General features: G+C 56.1%; 19 protein-coding genes. 7 read left to right on the top strand and 12 right to left on the bottom strand.

The genetic code is table 11. The features are described from left to right. Nucleotides 1-1,149, top strand: a complete 1,149-nt coding sequence (locus tag FHR99_RS09670; protein ID WP_183410451.1) for an extracellular catalytic domain type 1 short-chain-length polyhydroxyalkanoate depolymerase — start codon at nucleotides 1-3, stop codon at nucleotides 1,147-1,149. A gap of 33 nt (nucleotides 1,150-1,182) precedes the next feature. After that, nucleotides 1,183-2,799, top strand: coding sequence for a long-chain fatty acid--CoA ligase (locus FHR99_RS09665; RefSeq protein WP_246386710.1), 1,617 nt, complete (start codon nucleotides 1,183-1,185; stop codon nucleotides 2,797-2,799). 12 nt (nucleotides 2,800-2,811) lie between these two features. Here the strand turns inward: FHR99_RS09665 and FHR99_RS09660 are convergent, their stop codons facing one another. Both FHR99_RS09660 and FHR99_RS09655 read right to left on the bottom strand, forming a co-directional pair. Continuing rightward, nucleotides 2,812-4,335, bottom strand: coding sequence for an ATP-binding response regulator (locus tag FHR99_RS09660; RefSeq protein ID WP_183410450.1), 1,524 nt, complete (start codon nucleotides 4,333-4,335; stop codon nucleotides 2,812-2,814). After that, entirely contained in the window at nucleotides 4,328-7,429 is a 3,102-nt protein-coding gene (locus FHR99_RS09655) for a cache domain-containing protein (protein WP_183410449.1), read from the bottom strand. Before FHR99_RS09655 ends, FHR99_RS09660 begins: the two co-directional genes overlap by 8 nt. 155 nt (nucleotides 7,430-7,584) lie before the next feature. On the opposite strand from FHR99_RS09655, the gene fixJ reads away from it, so the two are divergent. Beyond that, the gene (gene fixJ / locus FHR99_RS09650) at nucleotides 7,585-8,202 is read left to right on the top strand and encodes a response regulator FixJ (RefSeq protein ID WP_183410448.1); all 618 of its coding nucleotides are present in this window, start codon (nucleotides 7,585-7,587) and stop codon (nucleotides 8,200-8,202) included. Nucleotides 8,203-8,217: 15 nt separating this feature from the next. Here the strand turns inward: fixJ and FHR99_RS09645 are convergent, their stop codons facing one another. From FHR99_RS09645 to FHR99_RS09635, 3 genes are read right to left on the bottom strand one after another with little or no spacing between them, the layout of a single operon-like run. After that, on the bottom strand, nucleotides 8,218-8,535 hold the full coding sequence (locus FHR99_RS09645) for a YqcC family protein (protein WP_183410447.1): 318 nt from the start codon (nucleotides 8,533-8,535) through the stop codon (nucleotides 8,218-8,220). A 17-nt stretch (nucleotides 8,536-8,552) separates the two neighbouring features. Then, nucleotides 8,553-10,679: an ATP-dependent DNA helicase DinG gene (gene dinG, locus FHR99_RS09640; protein ID WP_183410446.1), complete on the bottom strand. Its 2,127-nt coding sequence runs from the start codon at nucleotides 10,677-10,679 to the stop codon at nucleotides 8,553-8,555. A 2-nt stretch (nucleotides 10,680-10,681) separates the two neighbouring features. Then, entirely contained in the window at nucleotides 10,682-11,845 is a 1,164-nt protein-coding gene (locus tag FHR99_RS09635) for a 1-acyl-sn-glycerol-3-phosphate acyltransferase (protein WP_183410445.1), read from the bottom strand. A 198-nt stretch (nucleotides 11,846-12,043) separates the two neighbouring features. On the opposite strand from FHR99_RS09635, the gene FHR99_RS09630 reads away from it, so the two are divergent. Then, complete coding sequence (locus tag FHR99_RS09630) at nucleotides 12,044-13,240, top strand: amidohydrolase family protein (protein WP_183410444.1); 1,197 nt, start codon at nucleotides 12,044-12,046, stop codon at nucleotides 13,238-13,240. Between the two features lie 137 nt (nucleotides 13,241-13,377). After that, entirely contained in the window at nucleotides 13,378-15,765 is a 2,388-nt protein-coding gene (locus tag FHR99_RS09625; RefSeq protein WP_183410443.1) for a TonB-dependent receptor, read from the top strand. A gap of 66 nt (nucleotides 15,766-15,831) precedes the next feature. Here the strand turns inward: FHR99_RS09625 and cspE are convergent, their stop codons facing one another. Next, on the bottom strand, nucleotides 15,832-16,038 hold the full coding sequence (cspE, locus tag FHR99_RS09620) for a transcription antiterminator/RNA stability regulator CspE (protein WP_183410442.1): 207 nt from the start codon (nucleotides 16,036-16,038) through the stop codon (nucleotides 15,832-15,834). Between the two features lie 245 nt (nucleotides 16,039-16,283). Continuing rightward, nucleotides 16,284-16,988: a Crp/Fnr family transcriptional regulator gene (locus FHR99_RS09615; RefSeq protein ID WP_183410441.1), complete on the bottom strand. Its 705-nt coding sequence runs from the start codon at nucleotides 16,986-16,988 to the stop codon at nucleotides 16,284-16,286. 105 nt (nucleotides 16,989-17,093) lie between these two features. Here FHR99_RS09615 and FHR99_RS09610 point away from each other — a divergent pair, with 105 nt between their 5' ends. Both FHR99_RS09610 and FHR99_RS09605 read left to right on the top strand, forming a co-directional pair. Continuing rightward, nucleotides 17,094-17,867: a class II aldolase/adducin family protein gene (locus FHR99_RS09610; RefSeq protein WP_246386707.1), complete on the top strand. Its 774-nt coding sequence runs from the start codon at nucleotides 17,094-17,096 to the stop codon at nucleotides 17,865-17,867. Nucleotides 17,868-17,880: 13 nt separating this feature from the next. Further along, nucleotides 17,881-18,210: an Mpo1-like protein gene (locus FHR99_RS09605; RefSeq protein ID WP_183410440.1), complete on the top strand. Its 330-nt coding sequence runs from the start codon at nucleotides 17,881-17,883 to the stop codon at nucleotides 18,208-18,210. Nucleotides 18,211-18,264: 54 nt separating this feature from the next. Here FHR99_RS09605 and FHR99_RS09600 read toward each other — a convergent pair whose 3' ends face one another. The 5 genes from FHR99_RS09600 to FHR99_RS09580 form a co-directional block, all read right to left on the bottom strand. Beyond that, the gene (locus FHR99_RS09600; protein WP_183410439.1) at nucleotides 18,265-18,744 is read right to left on the bottom strand and encodes a hypothetical protein; all 480 of its coding nucleotides are present in this window, start codon (nucleotides 18,742-18,744) and stop codon (nucleotides 18,265-18,267) included. Between the two features lie 141 nt (nucleotides 18,745-18,885). Beyond that, on the bottom strand, nucleotides 18,886-19,407 hold the full coding sequence (gene thpR / locus FHR99_RS09595; RefSeq protein WP_183410438.1) for an RNA 2',3'-cyclic phosphodiesterase: 522 nt from the start codon (nucleotides 19,405-19,407) through the stop codon (nucleotides 18,886-18,888). 30 nt (nucleotides 19,408-19,437) lie between these two features. Then, the gene (locus FHR99_RS09590) at nucleotides 19,438-20,493 is read right to left on the bottom strand and encodes an alkene reductase (RefSeq protein ID WP_425488624.1); all 1,056 of its coding nucleotides are present in this window, start codon (nucleotides 20,491-20,493) and stop codon (nucleotides 19,438-19,440) included. Then, on the bottom strand, nucleotides 20,490-21,110 hold the full coding sequence (locus FHR99_RS09585; protein WP_183410436.1) for a nuclear transport factor 2 family protein: 621 nt from the start codon (nucleotides 21,108-21,110) through the stop codon (nucleotides 20,490-20,492). Before FHR99_RS09585 ends, FHR99_RS09590 begins: the two co-directional genes overlap by 4 nt. Before the next feature lies 1 nt (nucleotide 21,111). Further along, nucleotides 21,112-21,891 (bottom strand): SDR family NAD(P)-dependent oxidoreductase, encoded by a 780-nt coding sequence (locus FHR99_RS09580; protein WP_183410435.1) that lies wholly within the window; start codon nucleotides 21,889-21,891, stop codon nucleotides 21,112-21,114. Between the last annotated feature and the right edge of the window lie 4 nt (nucleotides 21,892-21,895).

The raw sequence follows: 21,895 nt of genomic DNA, 5'->3' as shown, positions 1-21,895 counted from the left end.
ATGCGATTTGCAAATCAACAGAGAGGCCTGCGCCGCCTGACGGTGGTGCTGGCCGCCCTCCTTCTGGCGGGCTGCAACGACTCCAGCACCACGAGTTCAAATAACCTTGGCAGCGCCAGCTTTACCCAGCATCGCTTTAGTGAAGAAGGGCTGCCGGAACGCGACTACTATTTGTATGTGCCCAGCTCGCTGCCCGCTAACGCACCACTTGTGGTGTATTTACACGGCTGTAATCAGACCGCGGTACAAGCTGCTATCGGTACTCGCTGGAATGAACTCGCCGAGCAACGTGGCTTTGTGGTGGTGTATCCGGAACAGAAAAATCCGAATAATGACGAAGACCCCGCCGAGCAGACCGACGGCCATGTGAGCGACGGCAACGGTATCTACTGCTGGAACTGGTTCCGCCCCGAGCATCAGAATCGCGACAGTGGAGAACCGGCGGCGATTGCCGGTATTACCCGCGAAGTATTGGCTCGCAGCGATCTGAGCATTAACGCAGACCAGGTGTTTCTCAGCGGAATGTCAGCCGGTGGCATTATGGCTAGCGTAATGGGCGCAACCTACCCCGACCTATACGCCGCCATCGGCGTGGTCGCGGGTTGTGGCTACGCCGCCTGCGGTGATGCCAGCGGCAGTCTCGCCTTTCAGACCATGGGTGAACAGGCCCGCCGCCTCCCGGTAATTCTGTTCCACGGTACCGCCGACGAAATCGCGCCCATTGCCATGGGCGAGGATGCTCTCCAGCAATGGCTCGGCAGCAACGATTGGATCGACAACGGCCTGCCTGACAACTCCGTAGCACGCACGCCTGCGCAAACGCTGCAAATCGGCTTTGATGAGACCGTGTTTGCGGGCGTCGGCGAGGAAGGCGACACCTGTATTCGCAACCAGAATTCGCCCTGCCTAGGCGGCCTGTTCGGACTCGATAGTTATCCGACAACCATTGAGCGCTACGTAGACGCCAAGGGCTGCCCGCTGATTGATTTCTGGATCATTCACGGCTTGACCCACAACTACCCCGGCGGCAATCCCGAGGGTAATTTTGTCGACCCCATCGGCCCCGATATCACCCGTGCCAGCTACAACTTTTTTCTAGCCAACCCCAAGAACAGTATTTTTGAGCGCGGCCTCGCCGTCTGCCAGTGAGCACCCAAAAGAATAATTTGTAGAGAGTTTTCCATGTTGCAGTCCACCATGATGACCCAGCCCCTTACACTCACCAGCCTGCTGGATCGCAGCGGTTCGGTGTTCGCGGATGTCGAGGTCATTTCCAACACCCCCAGTAAAACCCTGCACCGAACAAACTACGGTGAGGTTGCACGACGCGCCCGACAGCTGGGAAACGCCCTGCAAAAGGCCGGCATTCAGCCGGGCGACCGCGTCGCAACGCTTATGTGGAATCACTACGCTCATCTCGAATGCTATTTCGCAATTCCTGCAATCGGCGCCGTGTTGCACACCCTGAATCTGCGCCTTCACGCGGATGATATCGGCTATATCGCCAACCACGCCGAAGATCGCATTCTGATCATCGACGACATTCTGCTGCCCCTGTATCGCGAATTCGCCGACACGGTAAATTTCGAGCGCGTTATCGTCCTGAACTATGGCGGCGAAAGCCACGAATTCGAGGACTACGAAGACTTTCTTGCCAGTGGTGACGACACCTACACCCCGGTAGAGATAGACGAGAACTGGGCCTGCGGCATGTGCTACACCTCGGGCACCACCGGCAAACCCAAGGGTGTACTCTACGGTCACCGCTCGTCCATTTTGCACGCTATGGGCTTTGCCCTGCCTGATGCCGGCAACCTGTCGTTCCGCGACACGGTGTGCCCGGTAGTACCCATGTTCCACGCAAAGGCCTGGGGCTTACCCTACGCCGCTGCCATGGTCGGCTCGCGACTGGTGCTGCCCGGCCCACACCTCGATGCGGAAAGCCTGCTCGATCTCTACGCCGAAACCGGAGTGAACTTTACTGCCGGCGTGCCCACGATCTGGATGCGGGTTTACGAATCGCTGACCAAAGAACCTCAACGCTGGGAACTACAAGACAAGCTGCGGATGTTCGTCGGCGGATCCGCAACGCCCTCATCTCTCATCGAGAAATTCCGTAGCATTGGCATGACTGTGCAAACGGTTTGGGGCATGACCGAAACCTCACCCATCGCCACAGTAACCAGCCTGCGCCCGGAAATTGACGAACTCGACGAAGCCGAACAGAGGCGCTACCGCGCTCGCGCCGGCATTCCCCTACCCATGGTCGAACTGCGCGTCAAAACCGAAGAAGGACAATTAGCCGACTGGGATGGTGAAACCGTGGGAGAGCTGCAGGCCAGAGGCCCGTGGATTACCGGCAGCTACTACAACCGCCCAGACGCCGCCGACAGCTTTACCGACGACGGCTGGTTCTGCACCGGCGACGTAGCGGCGCTCACGCCGCTCGGTTACGTGCAGATTTCAGATCGCACCAAAGACCTGATCAAATCCGGCGGCGAATGGATCAGCTCGGTTGATCTTGAAAATGAATTGATGGCCCACCCGGATGTTGCCGAAGCCGTAGTGATCGCCGTGCACCACCCGAAATGGATGGAGCGCCCCTTAGCGGTTGTCGTCAAGCGCGACGGCGCCGAGGTCAGTGCGGATGATCTGAAGGCTCACCTCAAAGGCAAGTTCGCCAACTGGTGGATACCCAATGATGTGGCGTTTGTGGAAGAAATCCCCAAGACTTCTACAGGCAAGTTTATGAAACTGAAGGTGCGCGAGCAGTTTGCGGACTGGGAGTGGAGTAATTAAACCGGTACGCCTTCAACGCACCGGAAACTGACAATAAAAAATCGCCCCGCCTTTGGGGTTTGCCCGGTAACCAATACTGCCGCCATGGGCCTGAACAATCGACTGACAAATCGACAGGCCCACGCCCATGCCGCCTTCCTTGGTTGTCACAAAGGGCGAAAATAATTTCTCTTCCATTTCAGCACTCAGGCCACAGCCGCGATCTTCTACCGCGAAACCAACCTCGTCACCGTCCAGATAGGTTCTCACCCGCACACCACCGAAATCATCGGGCGCCCCGCGCATGGCTTCCATGGCATTGCGAATCAGGTTCAGGGCAACCTGCTGCACTTGTACATCGTCGGCCAAGGTTGCCGGCAGCTCTTCAGTTGGCTCAAAGGTGATACTCACACCATTAATACGCGAATCCACTTCGGCCAGCATAACCACTTCCTGCATGACGGTATTGATATCCAGCGGTACCCGGCCTTCCGAGGTGGGTTTACGGATGTAGCTTCGCAGGCGCTGAATAACATCGGACGCGCGCTGGGATTGAACGACAATTTTTTCAAGAACTTCCTTCAGCTTGGATTTTTCAATCGGGTCCTGTTCGAGAAAGCGCTGTGCCACAATGGCGTAATTACTGACCGCCGTCAGCGGCTGATTCACTTCATGGGCAATGCCTGCGGCCATTTCACCACCGGTACTCAGGCGTTCCATATGCGCCAAATGTTGGCGCTGGTTATGTAATTCGTCGCGCGCTGATTGCAGCGCTTTTTGGTTCTCCAGCCATTCAGTGATGTCCCTCAGCACCACTACACGCTTATCGCCCTCCAGGGCCGCACAGTACAGCGCCAGCGTCAGTTCGCGTCCGTCTCTGGCGCGCACCTCCACCTGATCAAGAGATAATAGTTTGCCTTCACTAATCACTTCCTCAATGTGCGACTGCATAGCTTGAAAATCGAAGAAATCAAACAAGGCTTCGCCAATACACTGGCTATCAGTGCGCCCGACCAAGGCCTCAGCCTGCGGGTTCACGCTACTGATACGGCCCTGTCGATCCAAACTGAAAATCGCCTCAGAAACCGACCGGAGTATTTGAAAATTTTCGTCCTCCAGCTCGGCGTTACGACGAGCCAGCTGCATTTCCAGGCGATGTATTCGCAATTGGGTTCGTACACGCGAGCGAACTTCTTCAGCCTGAAAGGGCTTGGAGACATAATCCACAGCGCCAAGACTGAAGCCTTTAACCTTGGCGTCGGTATCCGTTAGGGCAGACAGAAAGATGATGGGTATACCGCGGGTTTGTTCGTTCGCCTTCAGCCGGCGGCAGACCTCAAAGCCATCCATGTCGGGCATCATGATATCGAGCAAGATAAGCGAGGGGATCGCCTTTTCCGCGATGGAGAGAGCCTGCGGGCCATCGCGAGCCGCCAACAAGGTGTAGCCGGAATGTTCCAGTGTTTTGTATAGCACCTGCAGGTTGGTCGGGTTGTCATCAACCAGCAAAACCTGCTCGGCACTACGTTTGGAGGCGGTACTTTTAGCTTCAGTCATCGTTTGCCTGCAACAGATCTTTCAGACCCTGGAAATCAAAGTTCTGCAGTAAATTATAGGCATAATCTGCATACCCACCGTACTCACTGTCTTTATGTGATTCACAAAACTCACTCATGGCCGCGATATCACCCAACGCTAGCAACTCGAGTAAGGTCTTGCGATCTTCGATCGGCAATGGCGGCCCGTCGTATGCAGCCTCATTGGTTTCTGTTTCGCTATTGAGGGGAACACTCGCCACGGCAGGTGCTGACGTCCGATCGCGTCCCTCTGCGCCACGACCTTTTGCGCCACGATCTTCTGCGGTGCCGGTGCGGACGTGCTTGGCAATCACTTTCAAAAGATCTTCAAACTGCACTGGCTTGGCCACATAATCGTTGCAGCCATATTCGAACGCTCTGGATTGGGTATCGAGCTCGGCGCTGGCAGTTACCATAATCACGACGATCTCGTTGTATTCACTGTTTGCTCGAATTTCACGCAGACAGGTCAAGCCATCCATTTTTGGCATTTTGTAATCGAGCAAAATCAGATCGATCGCCTTACGTGGCAAGAGGTCCAATACTTCGCCGCCATCCGCAGCAACGTGAACCGACTTCGCCAGCGACTCAAGCATACCTTTCAGCACGGTACGGTTGTCAGCGTTGTCGTCTGCAACAACGATAGTCAAGTCACTCAGATCGGGTAGTTTTTCTTTTTCCACCTCCAGTTCAACGCCTTTGCGCCGGTCGCGCTGAATAATGCCCTGATCACCTACCGGGATGTCAAAGGCAAACGTTGTGCCTTTACCCATTACACTGGTGACTGACAGTTCACCACCCATGGCCTCGCACAGTCGCCGGCAAATAGCGAGACCCAATCCGGTTCCTTTTCCGTCATGTTCATTTACCCGACTAAAGGGTTCGAAAATGCTCTTGATCTTTTCTTGGGGAATACCCACGCCGGTATCAATCACACTGAACAACAAAACATTCCGGTCTTCGTCGAAATCCACCTCCAGCGTGACCTTGCCCTCTTCGGTGAATTTGACCGCGTTACCCAACAAATTAACCAGAATCTGCCGCAATTTGACTTCGTCGGTGCGTATTAAATCCGGTACCTGGCTCGACACTTTGTGTTCATAGCCAAGTTTTTTCGCCTGGGCACGCTGACGCAAAATATCACTGACGCTCGCGAGAATGTCGCGCAGGTTTGCTGTGTGCAGGGAAATGCTGAAGGTACCGCTTTCAACCTTGGCCAGATCCAGTACGTCATTAATGAGGTTAAGCAGGTGTTGACCACAGTTTTCAATCGCGTCGAGGTAGCCTTGGGATTCCTCGGGTAGTTTCTTCTGCCGCTGCAACAACTGAACGTAGCCCAAAACCCCGTTGAGCGGGGTCCTCAACTCATGGCTGGCACTCGACAGAAACTGGCTCTTCGCATGGTTGGCATCTTCGGCGGCAATCCGTGCATTTACCAGCTCACCTTCCATCTGTTTGCGCTCGGAAATATCGCTCATAATCCCCATAGCTCGATGGGGCGAACCATCGGCCGAGGTATCAACAATATCACCGCGACTCAGTATCCAGCGGTAGCGCCCGGCGTTATCGCGAACGCGGAATTCAACGCTGTGACTGCCATCGTCGGAACCATTAACGGCAACCAGATTGTGCAGCACATGTACGTCTTCCGGGTGAAAGATTTGACTGAACTTGTTGAGGCTGACGCTATCCGGAGGCACTTCATAACCGAGCTGACGATAAAAGCTCTCGCCAACCGCGATGCGGTCATGCTCCATATCCAGATCCCACAGATGGCTCTGTGACGCGTCCAGTGCAAGTTGGAAGCGGCGCTCGCTGAGCTTGAGCGCATACTCGGTTTCGCTTCGGGTTCGCACCATGTAATTGGCGTGATGAGCCAGCTCTTCAAATTCGGCAAAAGGCAACTCGCTAACATTGATACGGGTAGAACTTTCGCTGGCTTTGGCAAAGAACTCCTGAAAGCGATGGAAACCCTGTGCATTGAGGTGAGCGAGCCGCCGCGCTACCAAGGTCGCCACAATCATTAACGCCACCGCGATTGCCGAGATAAACAGGGTATGGTTCATGACACGCGCTTCTAGCGCCTGTCGCTCGGCTTCCAGTAATGCGTAGTATTCATCGAGGAAGAAGCCAGCGCCGACAACCCAGTTCCACTCGGGGTAAAGTTCTACATAGCTCACCGCCGGTGAACGCTGCTGCCCACCCGGGCGCCGCCATTCCAGCTCGACCAGCTTGCCTTGGCCGCCCTCTTCCTGGGATAGAACATCCACAACTCTATCCATACCAGGCTGCAGCTTGCCCAGCATATCCGGGTTGTAAGGGTTCACTAACTGTTTGCCTGAGTACTCGGTTACGAAGAGCACCGAACTGTCGACGTCGAAGGGAACCGCCGCCAAACGGTCAATCACTTCCTGTTTGATACGGTCAATTTCATCGCGAAGGTAAACACTGGCCCCAATGTAGAGGTCGAGAGGCTTGTAATAGTAAACAAAACTGACGTTGCGATGGGTGTCATCGCTGCCACGGTCGCTGAAACGAAACTCCAGGGTGCTCTGGTTTTTGTTCTGCGTGGCGTTTTTAACCTGTACTGTGAACTGCTCCAGCATGGCACTTTGGCGCAGGCGCTCACGAGACTGCGGATGTAAGGGGGGCAGCAGCGCTCGACCCGTCCCTTGCAACGCAAAAAAGAAGCCCTTCTGCTCATGAAAACGCAGCGGCTCTATCGTCGAGCGAACACGGGCGAGTATTTTGCTACGGGATTCGGTCGCTGCCGACTGCTTGTGCATATTGGCGATAAGCGCCAGCGCGACGGCCACTTCCTGACGCAATTCCTGGTAGAGCGTGCGATTGAGCTGGGACTCCTTGTACTCTATGTAGTCCATCGCCTTGGCGACTTCGCGCTTAAGCAGCTCAGAGCGGGATTCAACAAAGGTCTTGCGCAGGTTGTCAGACTGATCTGTGAATTTGTCATACTCGGTGGCGATCCAGATGACGCCATTGAGGGCGACAGGCACGGCTGCCAAGGCGATAAGACTTACCAGATAGATCTGTATCAGACTTCTTTTCTTACGCATCGTGCTCCCGTGCGTTAAGGCTGGCTGGCGTGGAACTATGCTACCGCCGGACCTATTTAGACGCCAGCGATGAAAAAAATCACGCAAATGTTTGCTTTACCTGCTATTTTTAGAAGCTACAATGACTATGAATAGCTCGAACAAAGGGGTGCTCCATGGATGCAGAAGAAGCAACTGTCTTCATTGTAGAAGATGATGAGGCAGTGCGTGACTCCCTAAAGCTGATGCTGGAGTCGCTCGGCCACAAAGTTGAAGCGTTTGAACGTGCCGACACCTTTCTTGAAGCCTACGACCCGGAACGCCCCGGCTGTATAGTGCTGGACATCCGCATGCCCGGCATGAATGGCATGGAGTTGCAGCGCAAACTCAATGCCATGATGTCCATCCTCCCGATCATTTTTGTCACCGGCCACGGCGATGTTCCGATGGCGGTAGAAGCCATGCAGCAGGGCGCTGTCGATTTTGTCCAGAAGCCTTATCGCGAACAGGATCTACTCGACAAAATTCAAAAAGCGATAGCCCAAGATGCAGAGCACCGTCACGAGCTGAAGGAAGTTAAGGTAATTAAAGAACGCCATGAAGAACTGACCCCGCGCGAACGCGAAGTCATGGACATGATGGTGGATGGCAAAGCCAACAAAGTAATTGCCATTGATCTGGATATCAGCCAGCGCACGGTTGAAATTCACCGGGCCCGCGTTATGGAGAAAATGGGCGCGAAATCTCTGGCCCAGCTGGTGCGCATGTCGATGGCACTGAAGACCGAAAGCTAAACCCTCACAACTCGCCTACGGCGCACGGGTTATCGCGTCATCGAGCTGACCGATAACCCGCAATAACGCCTCACCCGGATTATCCAGAGCCTCTTCCACCACCGGTTTGATCTCACACTTGGCGGGCATCGCAGCCTCCGCATCGATCAGCCAATAGATGCGCGGTATAAAGATAAACTGTAGCCATTCCTGAAGCTCCAGCGTATCAACGCAAAAGGGTTCAACACTGGCGAGTGCTTCGTCCGACGGCGGCTCACTGGCCCACAGTCCGCGGTTGCGCAAAATGGCCTCAAGGTCGATCAGCAGCGAGGCGATTTCCTGATAGTCGTTCATGGCCTATTACAGCTAACTCAAGACTCGAACACTCGCCGGAAGGGCGGCAGGGAATCCAGCATCTTCTGGCCGTAGCGGCGAGTGAGAACGCGCCGATCCAGCAGGGTAATATGACCACTGTCGCTTTCCTTGCGCAGCAAGCGGCCGCTGGCCTGCACTAGCTTCAGCGCCGCGTCTGGCACTGAAATCTCCATAAAGGCATTGCCTTTGTTCTTTTCGATCCACTCCGCCAATGCCTGTTCTACTGGATCATCCGGTGGCGCAAAAGGCAGCTTGGCGATGATCACGTGCCGGCAGTAATCTCCCGGCAGATCGACCCCCTCAGCAAAACTGGCCAGCCCGAACAAGGTGCTGTAGCCGCCCTGATCCACCCGTTCACAATGCTGCTTGATCATCTCGTGCTTGGAGTAATCGCCCTGCTTGATCACCTGTTCCTGAAGCGCTGCTGGCAGCCCCTCGTAGACCGCCAGCATCTGCCGCCAGGAGGCAAACAGGGCCAGCGTTCCGCGCTCCTGCTTGAGCAGCTCGGGCATCATCGCGATCAGGGCTTCGGTATGCGCCAAGGCATCACCCGCGTCGCAGGGCATCGCAGGCACCCGCAGTTCGGCTTTTTCCTGGTGGATAAAGGGGCTGGGCACCACCGCGCACTCACTGATATCCGCCAAACCGGCGCGCATGGACAGGCGTTCAAACTCGCCCAGCGCGGTCAGGGTCGCAGAGGTTAATACCGCGCCGTAGCAACGCTTCCAAAGGGTGCTGATCAGGGTATTGGCGGCCAGAATGGGACTACAACACAGATCCATATCGCCGGCAGCACTCATGCCCTCAACCATCTTCACCCAGCGCGCCAGCGGTGGGTTTTCCTCCTCACTCGCGTTCTGATAATTGCGCCACAGCCCCATCTGACTCTCTATTCGGCGCTGTATGGTCGCTACAGCCGCAAGCCACTGTTCCAGCACCTCGCGGTCGATGTTTTTGCTGCGCTTGTCCAGAGCGTCTTCGAGGGCTTCCTGCACATCATCCACTTCCGCCAGCACGCCACTGTAGCCTTGCATCAACTCCGTAGCTTGGCGTCGCAGTAAATCCGGAATCAGGCCGTGCTCAAAGCGCAGCACGTCACCACCGCCTCTGGCCTCAAGCCCCTCATTTACGATGGAGGAGATCAGCGGCGCCGCTTCGCGTTGCAGTTCCAGCAGGGCTGACATTTGCCCTGCCAAGCCATCGATCAGCGCTCGCTGCTCGCCTTGGGGCAACTGCTCAGCCATGCCGCGCACCGCGCGCAGGGTCTGGTCCAGCCAGCGCTCGGTGGAAAAGAAGCGCAGCTGGAAGCTGAAGTGATTAATCACTTTGTCTGGCAAGTGATGGGCTTCATCAAACACATAAATCACATCTTCCGGCGGCGGCAGGATAGCGCCGCCGCCCAGTGCCAGATCAGCCAGTACCAAATCGTGGTTGGCGACAATCACATCCACGTCCAGCAGGTTTTCTCGCGCGCGGAAGAAAGCGCACTCACGGATAAAGCTGCAGCGCCGCCCGGTGCATTGAGCCGGTTCCGTGGTGACCCGCTGCCAGGCCTCGTCGTCGACGGCGTCCGGCCACTGATCCCGGTCACCATCCCAGCTGTTCCGCGCCAGGGCATCCGCCATACTCTGGAATAGTTTGACTTCCTGCACGGCGGGCTGGGCCGCCACTTCATCCGGGTAGAGCAGTTGGTTCTGAGCGCCGCCACCGGACAGTTGCTGATCAAGCCGGGCGTGACAGAGGTAGCGCTGGCGCCCCTTGGCCAGAGCGTAATCAAACTCGAGGCCGGAGTGTTCCATAATGTCGGGAATATCCCGCAGCAGAATCTGCTCCTGCAGGGCCACGGTCGCGGTCGATACCACTAAGGTTTTGCGGCGGGCGCGGGCGATAGGCAGGGCCGCGATCAGGTAGGCGAGTGTTTTGCCAGTACCGGTGCCTGCCTCCACCACCGCCAGGGGCTTGCCCCCCTTGCGCTGGCCGGCGTCATCGGTCGGAATCGCGGACAGTGTTCGCGCAATATGCGCGATCATCAAACGCTGACCGTAGCGCGCCTTGAGGCCTTTGGAATTCAGAAAACCGGTATAGGCCGCCTGAATTTCCTGTTTGAGGCTGTCGTCTACCACCCTCAGGCCGTCTCCCGCTGCGCCAGTTTGGCGATCACCGGGTTGGCGTAAATCGCCAGTGCCTTGGCGCGATGACCTTCCGGGATCGCTGCCAGACGCGCCTCGAAGGCCGATTTGGAGTCATCATTCATCGGCCCCAACTCGGTCAGCACTTCCTTGGGCAACTGCTGCCAGTCATTGCGTCCGGTCTGCTGCTCATAGGCCCAGATGTTACTCGGCTGCAGGCGGTATTCCTGCACAATCTGGCAGTCGATGGCCTCAGCCACCTCGTTAGGAGTGCTGAAATCCTGATCCAGGGGCTCACCAAAATGCACGTGCACCCGGCCTTTCTGGCCGCGAATACCCAGCGCGATGCTTTGCAGGTCTTCAAACTCAGCTTTCTGGTAGTCGCCATCCTGTTCACGCAGGGTCAGCTCACGCGCTTTGGCCGCGTCGCAGGGGTCCCATTCGTATGAAATGGCCACCGGCACAATGCCCAGCGTTTTGATGAAGTCGGTAAAGGTTTCTTCGCTTTTCTGCTGGCTCATGCACAGCATTTTGATAATGGCCGGTTCCGTTTCATCGATACCGTCTTTTGCCCGCCCCTCGCGCTGAGCCAGCCAAATGGTGGCTTTTTCTTCGGTCAGGGAGTGGCGAATATAATTCGACAGGTTCTTGTAGGCTGCCAGCATCTGGCGCGGCCCCTTGGCCGAGCGCTTAACAATAAAACTCTTGTTAAGGCGCATCAGGTCGGCGGCAAAGGGCTTGCTCAACAAATTGTCGCCAATGGCAATGCGCACGGTGTCGCCGCCATTATGGTAGAGGGCGTAGTTGACGAATGCCGGGTCGAGTGCAATATCGCGGTGGTTGCTGATCAGCAGCCAGGGCCGCTCCAGCGACAGATTCTCCAGCCCGGAGACGGTAAAGCGGCTGGTGGTGGTCTCGATCATGTCGTCCATGTAGAGCTTCACGATCTGCTGAAACTGACGCACCGTAGCCACGCCCTTTAACTGGCGTTTGAGCACAGAGCGCACCAGCGGTCTTACCAGCTTGGGGAAAAAACGTTGCAAGCGCGGCGCCCGCAGGCCCGCCATGGTATCGAGCAATTCCTTGTCGTTCAGCAGCTTGCCCAGCACGGGGGCAACTTCATCGTCGCGATAGGGCCGAATGTCGGCAAAATTATCCATACGTCTCTTATCGTCAGTGTCTGGTGACAGGCGGCGCGGCAGGTGCCCACCGTCAAATAGGCCGGCTATTCTACAGGAATCAGGGGCCGCTCGCCGCGCACGTTTTTGCCACTGAAAAGTGACCGCTGCGCACATCGCGAGGGTTTTCCGTAAGGCGTATAGTTTTCAGCATGAACCACATTGCCTCGGGAGCAGACCATGACCGATCTCGGCTACAAACCCTTTGACTGCGACAACCACTACTACGAGTCCCACGACGCCTTTACCCGTCACGTCCCCAAACACATGCGCCCGCGTTGTGTGCAGTGGGCCGAAATCGAAGGCCGCAAATACCACGTGGTGGGCGGCAAGGTATCGCGCGCCGTGACCAACCCGACCTGGGACCCCATCGCCAAGCCCGGTGCGATTTCCGATTTTCTGCGCGGCAACCCCAACAAACTCAAGCCCGAAGAATTGCTGAGTGATCCCGAGCCCCTGCCCGATTGTTATATCAACCGCGATGCCCGCATCAAGGTACTGGACGAACAGGGCCTGGAAGCCATGTGGCTATTCCCAACCCTCGGAGTACTCTACGAAGAACTGCTCAAGCACGATATCGAGGCGGTGCGCACCCAGTTCCGCGCCTTTAACCGCTGGCTCGACGAGGACTGGGGCTGTAATTACCAGAACCGTATTTTTGCCTCGCCTTATATTTCCCTGGCCGATGTGGACTTCGCCTGTGAAGAACTGGAGTGGGCGCTTAAGCAAGGCGCGCGCACCGTCTGCATGCGCCCCTCGGCGGTGTGGACCAAAGACGGCCCGCTGTCGCCCTCACACCCCAAGTTCGATCCTTTCTGGGCACGCGTTAACGAAGCAGGCATTACCGTCGTCGTTCACGCCTCGGATTCCGGCTACACCACCCACGGCTACGTGGATGACGGCTTCAGCACGGGCGGTTCCAACGCTTTCAGCTCCTGGGCGCCAAACATCAAACACTTCAATATCGAACGGGCGGCCTACGATTTTCTGGTGACACTCTGCTACGAAAAACTGTTTGAGCGCTTCCCCAACCTGCGCATTGCCTCCATCGAAAACGGCGCCGAATTCCTGCCGGATCTGGTGCGCAAACTGAAGCAGTCCCGCGACCGAATGGACACCATGGGTTACTACAAGGAAGACCCGGTCGAGCTGTTCAAGCGCCACGTATGGATTAACCCCTTCTGGGAAGACGACGTGTACGAGGTGGAAGAGATCATGGGCGCCGACCGGGTGATCTTCGGTTCTGACTGGCCTCACATTGAAGGCATGCCCACACCGCTGGATTATGTACCCGAGCTGTCGAAATTTGATGACGCGAAGAAGAAGCGGATTTTGCGCGACAACGTGCGCGAGCTGAATGAATTGAAGCCCCTCTAAACCTCTAAGGTTTCTCCCGGCAGGGAGAAACCTTTCCCTCTCCTTCGGAAATCCCTTATAGCTCAACATGTAATAGGTGCTAACTTTTGCGCAGTCTGACCGGACCCAGACTCGCGAAACCTATTCAGGAGCTTTATATGACGTCACAAAAATTTACCAGACTGGCCAGCGTCAGCCTGGTCGGCGCCTTATTATCTACACCCGCTAGCGCTGAAAGAGTGCTTGAGGAAGTCATCGTCACGGCCACAAAACGAGCTCAATCGGTGAATGATATCCCGGTTGCTGTCTCAGCCTATGGCGCCGATCAGCTAGAACAGTCTGGAATTCGGGATGTATCCGAAGTCACTTCGGTATCACCCAGCCTTGATTACGGCAGTACGGAGTCATCCGCCAGCGGCAACCTGAGTATGCGGGGTATCGGCACTCTGGGAACGGACCCCGGCCTGGAATCGTCAGTGGGCGTTTTTATCGACGGTGTTTATCGTAACCGTTCCGGAGTAGCCATCGATGAACTTGGACAGGTGGAGCGTATCGAGGTTTTGCGCGGTCCGCAGGGCACCCTGTTTGGTCGCAATACCTCTGCCGGCCTGATACACGTGATCACCAAAGGACCCAACCTCGAAGAACCTGAGGGCTATGTAGGGTTAACCGCAGGCAACTATGACTTGAAACGCTTCGAGGGTGGCATCAGTGGGCCTATCAAGGAAGGCGTTCTCGCCGGACGACTCGACACCGTCATTACCCAGCGCGATGGTTATCTGGAAGATATCAACAGCGACGAAACCTACAACGATCGCGACCGTTACATGCTGCGCGGTCAACTCGCTTTCGAACCCAGCGATCGTCTGGCAACGCGCTTTATCGTGGATTACAGCAAGCGTGAAGAAAAGTGCTGCGGCGCCCCCACATCGCAACAGGCAACAGGCCCGCAAAACGTCAACAATCTGACTCTCAACAACAGCAACGATCGTGCGCTGGACAGCAACGACGATCCCTATGATCACAACATTGCCGTAACCAGCGGCCGCGAAATCGCGGACGAAGCCGAACAGTGGGGCGTGTCAGCGGAAGTCAATTACGACTTTGACGCCTTCCAACTGGTTTCGATCACAGCTTACCGCGAGTGGGAAACGGACATCATTGGTGACACCATCGATTTCAGCGGAGCGGACCTGTTCTACTGGGACGAAGACGCGCCGCAAAATCGTCAGTTTGAAACGTTCAGTCAGGAGTTTCGGGCCCAAGGGAATTGGGAGCATGGCCGCTGGCTGGTGGGCGCAATATACTCCGATGAAACACTTTCAACCGAGTATACCGCCCGCTACGGTGCCGACCTGAACAACTACGCGATCGGTTTCTTCGGTCAACCCACCTACGCCTTTCTCACCCAGAACAACAACTTCATTGCCGGCGATGGCGTGAACGACGAAGGCGAGCAAGTCAGCAAAAGCATGGCCATTTTCACCCAAGAAGACTTTGATCTTAGCGACCAGCTGATGCTGACCGTTGGTCTGCGTTACACCCGCGAAGAGAAAGATATTGAACTGACCACCCGCAGCAATTTCTCCGCAAATGGCAACCCCTGTCTGGGAGTAGCAACCAACCCCAGTGCACCTGCGGCCGCTCGCACTATCATCTGCGGTATTTCTGCCCTCAGCCAACCCTTACTGGCAGACGGCACTTACACCGCCGACAAAGATGACTCGGAGCTTACCGGCACCGTGAAACTGGCCTACACGCTGGAAAACGGTACGCTGCTCTTTGCCAGTGCGGCAACAGGTTTCAAAGCCGGCGGTTTCAACCAGACTCGTCTGAGTGTAAACCCGCTCGCTCCCACAGGTGACAACCTCGGCTTTGAACCCGAAACCGTCACCACCTACGAGCTCGGTTTTAAGACCTTTCTGCTGAACCAGACCATGTCTCTTAACGGCACCGTTTTTCAGTCTACTTTCGAAGACTATCAGCTGGGCCAATTTACCGGGGTCACGCTGGAGACGGTCAGTGTCGACGAAGTGGAATCCAATGGTGCCGAACTCGAAGCAACCTGGCTGGCCACCGACGAGCTGACCGTTAATGCCGGCGCAGTGTATACCGACAACCGCTACCCGGATGATTCCAACATTGATCAACGCGCTCCGACCAGCGACGGTAACAAGCGTGCCGGAGAGCGCCTGGGCGCCCTGTGGTCTGCAACTGCTGGCGTAACGTGGAACCAGTCGATCAGCGAAACCCTTGGCGCGTCTTTCCATATCGATGCCCGCTACCGCGATGACTCGTTTTCGAATTCATCCCTAGACCAGGACTTCGCTCAAGACAGTTTTGTTCTGGTTAACGGTCGCATAGGCGTTGGTGATCTTGCCAAGAACTGGTCAGTAGAACTGTGGGGACGCAACCTGACTGACGAAGAATACACTCAGGTAGAGCTGGATCCACCACCGATTCAAGGTACTGGCGGCAACGGACGCATTGGTGCTTTTGTCGGTGAGCCTCGCACCTACGGTATTACGGCGCGCAAGAACTTCTAAGGCGAGCCTAAACAACAGGCATAAAAAAGGCGCTCAATGAGCGCCTTTGTCGTTCTACGTAAGTGGTTATACAACCATTACGTTAGCTGCTTGCGGGCCTTTGTCGCCCTGAACAACTTCAAATTCTACACGCTGGCCTTCAGCCAGAGTTTTGAAACCTGAACCTTGAATAGCGCTGAAGTGTACGAATACGTCCTTGCCGCCATCTTGTTCCAAAAAGCCGAAGCCTTTAGTTTCGTTAAACCATTTTACCTGGCCAGTAGTTTTAGACATTGCACTTTCTCCTCGGCTTGCTGCCGAAATAAAACAAAAAAACTGCGTTACGCAGATTGGGTGTTGACGGTAAGGCGCAGAATTGACTTGGTAAAAACAAGATGAAGATCTAGTGCGTTGCTCACGTCTGTCAGCTGGCACTAACAGGCAGGTCGTTCTAAATTGCTTTACAAGGTTCTACTGAGTCTTAGTCAGCCTGATCGATTATACGGCAAACCTGCAACACGTACAGTGTTTTCGCACTATTACCCAAAAGGCTCTTCCACATGCGATTCAAGGGCTTGCCTGTCACTGAGAATAATTCTGCCGTAGGCCAGCTTGACCCAGCCGCGCTTTTCCAGCGCCTTGAGCTCCTTACTCACGCTCTGACGTGAAGCCCCCAGCATTCGGCCCAGTTCATCCTGAGGCAGATGCATATCAATCAGCACCCCTTCCGCATGCGGTTGGCCGTAGTCATTGGCCAGGGTCAGCAAGCGCTTGGCGACTCGCTGCGACAAGGGCAGCAACATCAGATCACTGAGCCCCTCCATCGCCTGACGGAGCTTGCCGCAGAGAATCTGGACAAAGGGCGCATAGAGTTCCGGCTGCTGTTTTAGCAGATCGAGGATGGCCTGACGCGGGATCATCAGAACTTCCAACTCACCGCTGGCCTCTGCATCAGACAGTCTCGGCAGCCCATCAAAAATCGAGATTTCGCCGAGCCAATCGCCGGCCTCAAAAAACGTCGCGGTCAGAGCCTTGCCATCGATGGATGTAGCACCAATACGCACTCGCCCTTTTACCACCCCAAACAGGCCCGTCGGCTGATCGCCGCGGGCGTAGAGCAGCTCGCCGTCCTTCAGACGCCGCCGCTGGGCACAACGGGCCAGTTTATCCAGCACATCACTCGGCAACTGGGCGAACCAGAGGTTGGTTTCAAGGGATTCCCGGATAGAGGGTGTCTGACTCAATTCAAGGGCCTAATTGTCAATTGTTTGACAGTTTTATGGTTGTGACTGGCGCAGACTCAGGGTCAACATCCAACAACATGACTGCAGATTTGAAGGGAGGTTGCCATGAGCCTGGCAATGAGTAAAGCCGAAAGCTTGAAGGGCCAAGTCTCGGCCGAAGAATGGGAAGCCCGGGTCAATCTGGCCGCAGCCTACCGATTGGTCGCCCTCTACGGTTGGGACGATCTGGTGTTTACCCACATTTCCTCGCGGGTCCCCAACACAGACCACCACTTTCTGATCAACCCCTACGGCATGATGTTCGAGGAGGTGACCGCCTCTTCACTGGTGAAAATCGACGCCGATGGCAACAAGGTGCAGGACTCACCCTACGATGTAAATCCGGCCGGTTTCACGATCCACAGCGCCATCCACGCCGCCCGTGAAGACGCCCACTGTGTCATGCACACCCACTCCCTGAACGGTGTTGCCGTATCCACGCAAAAAGAAGGCCTGCTGCCGATTTCACAACAAGCCACACTGGTGCTGTCCAATCTCGGTTACCACGACTATGAGGGCATCGCCCTTAACGAAGACGAAAAACCCCGACTGGTAAATGATCTGGGCGAGAACGTGTTTCTGATGCTCCGCAATCACGGCCTGCTCACCGTCGGCAACACACCCGCCGATGCTTTTCTGGCCATGTATATTTTTGAGGCAGCCTGCATGATTCAGGTTCGCGCACTGGCGGGCAACCGCGAGCTGGTCCCGGTGCAGCAGGACATCCTCGACGGCGTGCGTGAAGCCGCACAGGTTGTGACGAAAGGCATGTTCGGCGGCCTTGCATGGCCTGGCCTGCTGCGTAAACTCGACCGGCAGAACCCTGGCTACGATCAGTAAGGAGGGATACCCCATGAACAAACAGACTCTGACCATTCCCGAAGGCGGTTTCACGTCCTTTCGCGAGTTCTACCCCTACTATCTGAGCGAGCATAAAGACACCACGTGCCGCCGGCTGCACGTGGTTGGCACCACACTGGTGATCACACTGGTCGCCTATACCGTGTTTACCGAGCAGTGGGCCTTCCTGTGGGCGCTGCCACTGGTGGGTTACGGTTTCGCCTGGGTCGGACACTTCTTTTTTGAGAAGAACAAACCAGCGACTTTCAAAAACCCGCTCTACAGCCTGTGGGGCGATTTTGTAATGTGGAAGGATGTGGTGACCGGCAAGATTGCCTGGTAATCACGCAGGTGCGGCGCCGTTAGTTGCCTGGCAATAGGCGCCGCAGCCAATACATCACTTCTTGGCCCGCGATTTCCAGGTAGTCAGTTCCAGCCCCCAGAAAAACAGACCGCCCCCGGTAATGGCCAAGACGGCTCCCACCGTTAACAGAGCCTCCACGCAGAACTCTGCTGTGGCGCCGGCACCGTAGCCCGCACCGGCAATAGGGGTTCCAGAACGGGTGCCGAGCACAGCTGCTGCGGTTAACGCGAGCCAGAGGGTCACAATGCCGGCCACGTTCAGATAGTAGGTCCAGCGCAACTGCATATCGCTCAGTTGCAGTCGATTCCAGGCCAGACCGATGATCAACAGTGCCATGCCCCCCTGAACCGCCGTCAGGTGCGCTGACAAACCCATTCTCGGGTTTGTGAACCACGGGATCAGACCACCCTCCACCAAGCCTACTAGAAACAGCGTGGCACCCCACACCAACACGCGACGGGATTTTTCTTCAATACTGTTAACGGTCTCAATGGGATCAATGTGGCGCTGCATGACTGCTCCTCGCGAATAGCTATTATGTTGTTATGGTCGTCGCCTTGATTCGTGTCTTACGCCCACCGCTAGACAACGGATTTCTTCCAACCGAAATGCCTTGCGAGATAACGCAAGCCTGACAGGCTTTGTACGCAGGATTCAGGATGACAGTGGAAAGGCCCGTATCCGTTTGTAAACCAGCTCCTCATCCTCCGTCTGGCTGTTAAACAGGCTGAAGGCCATGACCTGTTCCGCTGGCACGTCTGCGGCAGTTTGTTTGATCAATTCTTCAATCATAGGTTGCGGCACATGGCGTTTATAGCGCGCCAGGGTGATGTGGGGAACAAAGCGTTTTTTCTCCAGCGGCAGCCCCGCCTTGATCAAGGCCTTGAGCACACTGAGCTGAAGTGCTTTCAGTTCCGGGCAATCTTTCACGCCGAGCCAGATGACGCCGTTGCGGAACTGGCTCAGCTCGGTGAACTGCAATTCAAAGCTCCTTGCCCGCACCGTGGACAGCGCCTTGATCACAAGCTCGGGGTCGGCGTCACCGATAAACTGCAGGGTCAAATGCAGATTGTCGGGCGCCATAGGGCTGATGCCACGGGTTTTGGGTGGCTGGATGGTCTGCAGCCGCGTTTTCAGCGGCTGCGATAGGGGCACTGCAACAAAGAGACGCGACATACGCTGCTGCGTACCTCCCTCTCACGGTTATCAGACGGTTGGGTAATCGGTATACCCAGCTTCGCCCGGCGTGTAAAGGGTCTTGGGGTTCATTTGCGACAGGGCCAAGCCTTCGCGATAGCGGCGCACCAGATCCGGGTTGGCAATAAAGGGACGCCCGAAAGACACCGCCTGAATTTGCTCATCCAGCGCGCTCTCGGCCTCATCGCGATCGTAACTCTCATTGACGATCAGGGCGCCCGAATAATTCGCGCGGGCGAGGCCAATATTGTCGAGCCCAAGTTGGGGCATGCGAATCACATGCAGGTAGGCCAGCTGCATCGGATCAACCCACCGCAAGAGAGCCGCGAAGGTCTCTTCATGGTTGTCGTCATGCAGATCGTTAAAGGGATTGCCCGGACAGATACGCATGCCGACCCGATCCGAACCATCCACCCCCGTCATCGCCTTCAGTACTTCCAGCACAAAGCGCAGGCGGTTTTCCAGGGAGCCGCCCCAGTCATCGCTGCGCTGATTGGTGCCGGTTGAGAGGAACTGAGCCGGCAGGTAGCCGCTGGTGCAGTGGAGCTCTACACCATCGAAACCAGCCGCATAGGCGTTTTCGGTGGCGCGACGATAATCGTCGATGGTTTGCAGAATATCCGCTTCGCTCATGGCCTCCGGCTCGTCCATTGCCAGCATACCCTGCTCGGTAAAAATTTCTGCATTGGCCGTAATAGCGGACGGCGCCACAGTTCGCACCCCTGCCCCTTTGTTAGCCGAACTGGCGACGCGACCGCAGTGCATCAGCTGCAGCACAATCTGACCGCCCTCGGCGTGCACGGCAGAAGTCACAGTTTTCCAGGCCGCAATCTGCTCTGCGGTATAGATTCCCGGCGTGCGGCAGTAGCCTTTGCCTTCGGCGCTGGGCTGAGTGCCTTCGGTGATAATCAGGCCGGCACTGGCGCGTTGCTGGTAGTACTCGCGCATTAGATCCGTCGGCACGTCGGTAGCTTGATCGGCGCGTGAGCGAGTCATGGGTGCCATCACAACGCGATTGCGCAATTGCAGCCGCCCCAGTGTGGTTTCGGTAAAGAGCTTCATCAGCGCACTCGTATTTTTGGCGCGGGTGTGCCCCGGCGCATAGTTTTCAGAAATTGTTCAACTGGCGCGGGCGCGGCCACCTCCGGGGTACCCTCGGGCTTGTTGGCCCAGAATTCCTTCCAGCTCGGAAACAGATCGTGGAAGGCGCCGTGGTAGGGTTCGCGACCGGGCCAGCGCATTTTCAACTCGCCCAGCGGCGGTTTGTTCAAATCCGTGGCATACCAATAGCAGGGCAGGCGGCGACGAAAATACCAGCGACCGTCGATGCGCTCGTAGTCATCCCAATAGAGCATCTGCATTATCACCCACTCTGGGCCGCATTCGTGCTCGTTCTTTGAATACAGAACACCCACCGCATGATCCGGATCATCGAACTCAATAATGTGATTACCTACGTGATGGGAAGTGCCGGTGAATTGATTGCGCAAGGTGTCATCAACCCAGGCCTTGAGGTTTTCCCGGCCACTCAACTCGCGACTGACTCGGATATCCGGCGCAAACAGATTTACATGGGCATCCAGATCGCGCATATCCAGCGACAGGGAATACTTGGCAACCAGTTGACGAATCTCGTCGAGTGATTCCAGCCGATCGATGCGATGCAGGAGTTTATCGTCCATTTCAATCCTCCCAGGAGGCCGCGCCGGTGTTCAACTCAGCCGTGCGGCCACCGTCAACGGGCATCACAATACCGGTGATGTAGGAGGCTTCGTCGCTCGCCAAAAACAGAATGGCGTTAGCGCATTCGCGCGGATCGCCCACACGTTTCAGGGGAATGGTTTTGCCCGTCGCTTTCTGACTTTCTTCGTCCGGGTTAACCATCTCCAGCGCCGGCGTCAGAAAAGCGCCGGGGGTGATGGCATTGACGCGCACGTCCGGTGCCCACTCAATGCTGGCGTTGCGGGTCAGGCCGATCATGGCTGCTTTCGCTGCGCTGTAACCCGCCGTTCCCATAGAACCGAGCAAGCCGCACACGGAGGAAATATTCACCACCGCGCCTTTGTTAGCTCGCAGCTGTTTATAGCTTTCGCGCATCAAAAACATGGCGCCATCCAGAGAGACCGCAAAGTTCTGGCGCCAGCCTTTGGTGCTGTGTTTGCCAATCATTTCCGGCACCATCAGCACCGCGTTGTTCACAATAATATCCAGCTTGCCGTGCTTGGATACGGTAGTTTCCACCAACCGTTTCACCGCCTCTTCGTCACTCACATCCACCGACAGCGGCGTACATTCGCCACCGGCATCGCGAATGGTTTTGGCAACCTGTTCCAGCGGTTCCATACGACGACTGCAGATCACCACTTTGGCGCCCTCTTCGGCAAAACGAATCGCCGTTGCCGCACCAATTCCCTGTCCGCCGCCGGTGATAATGGCAACTTTGTTTTCCAAGCGTTTGCTCATGGTG

It is taken from the genome of Litorivivens lipolytica, assembly GCF_014191715.1.
GTDB lineage: Bacteria > Pseudomonadota > Gammaproteobacteria > Pseudomonadales > Spongiibacteraceae > Litorivivens > Litorivivens lipolytica.
This window is presented reverse-complemented; position numbering and strand designations above follow the sequence as displayed.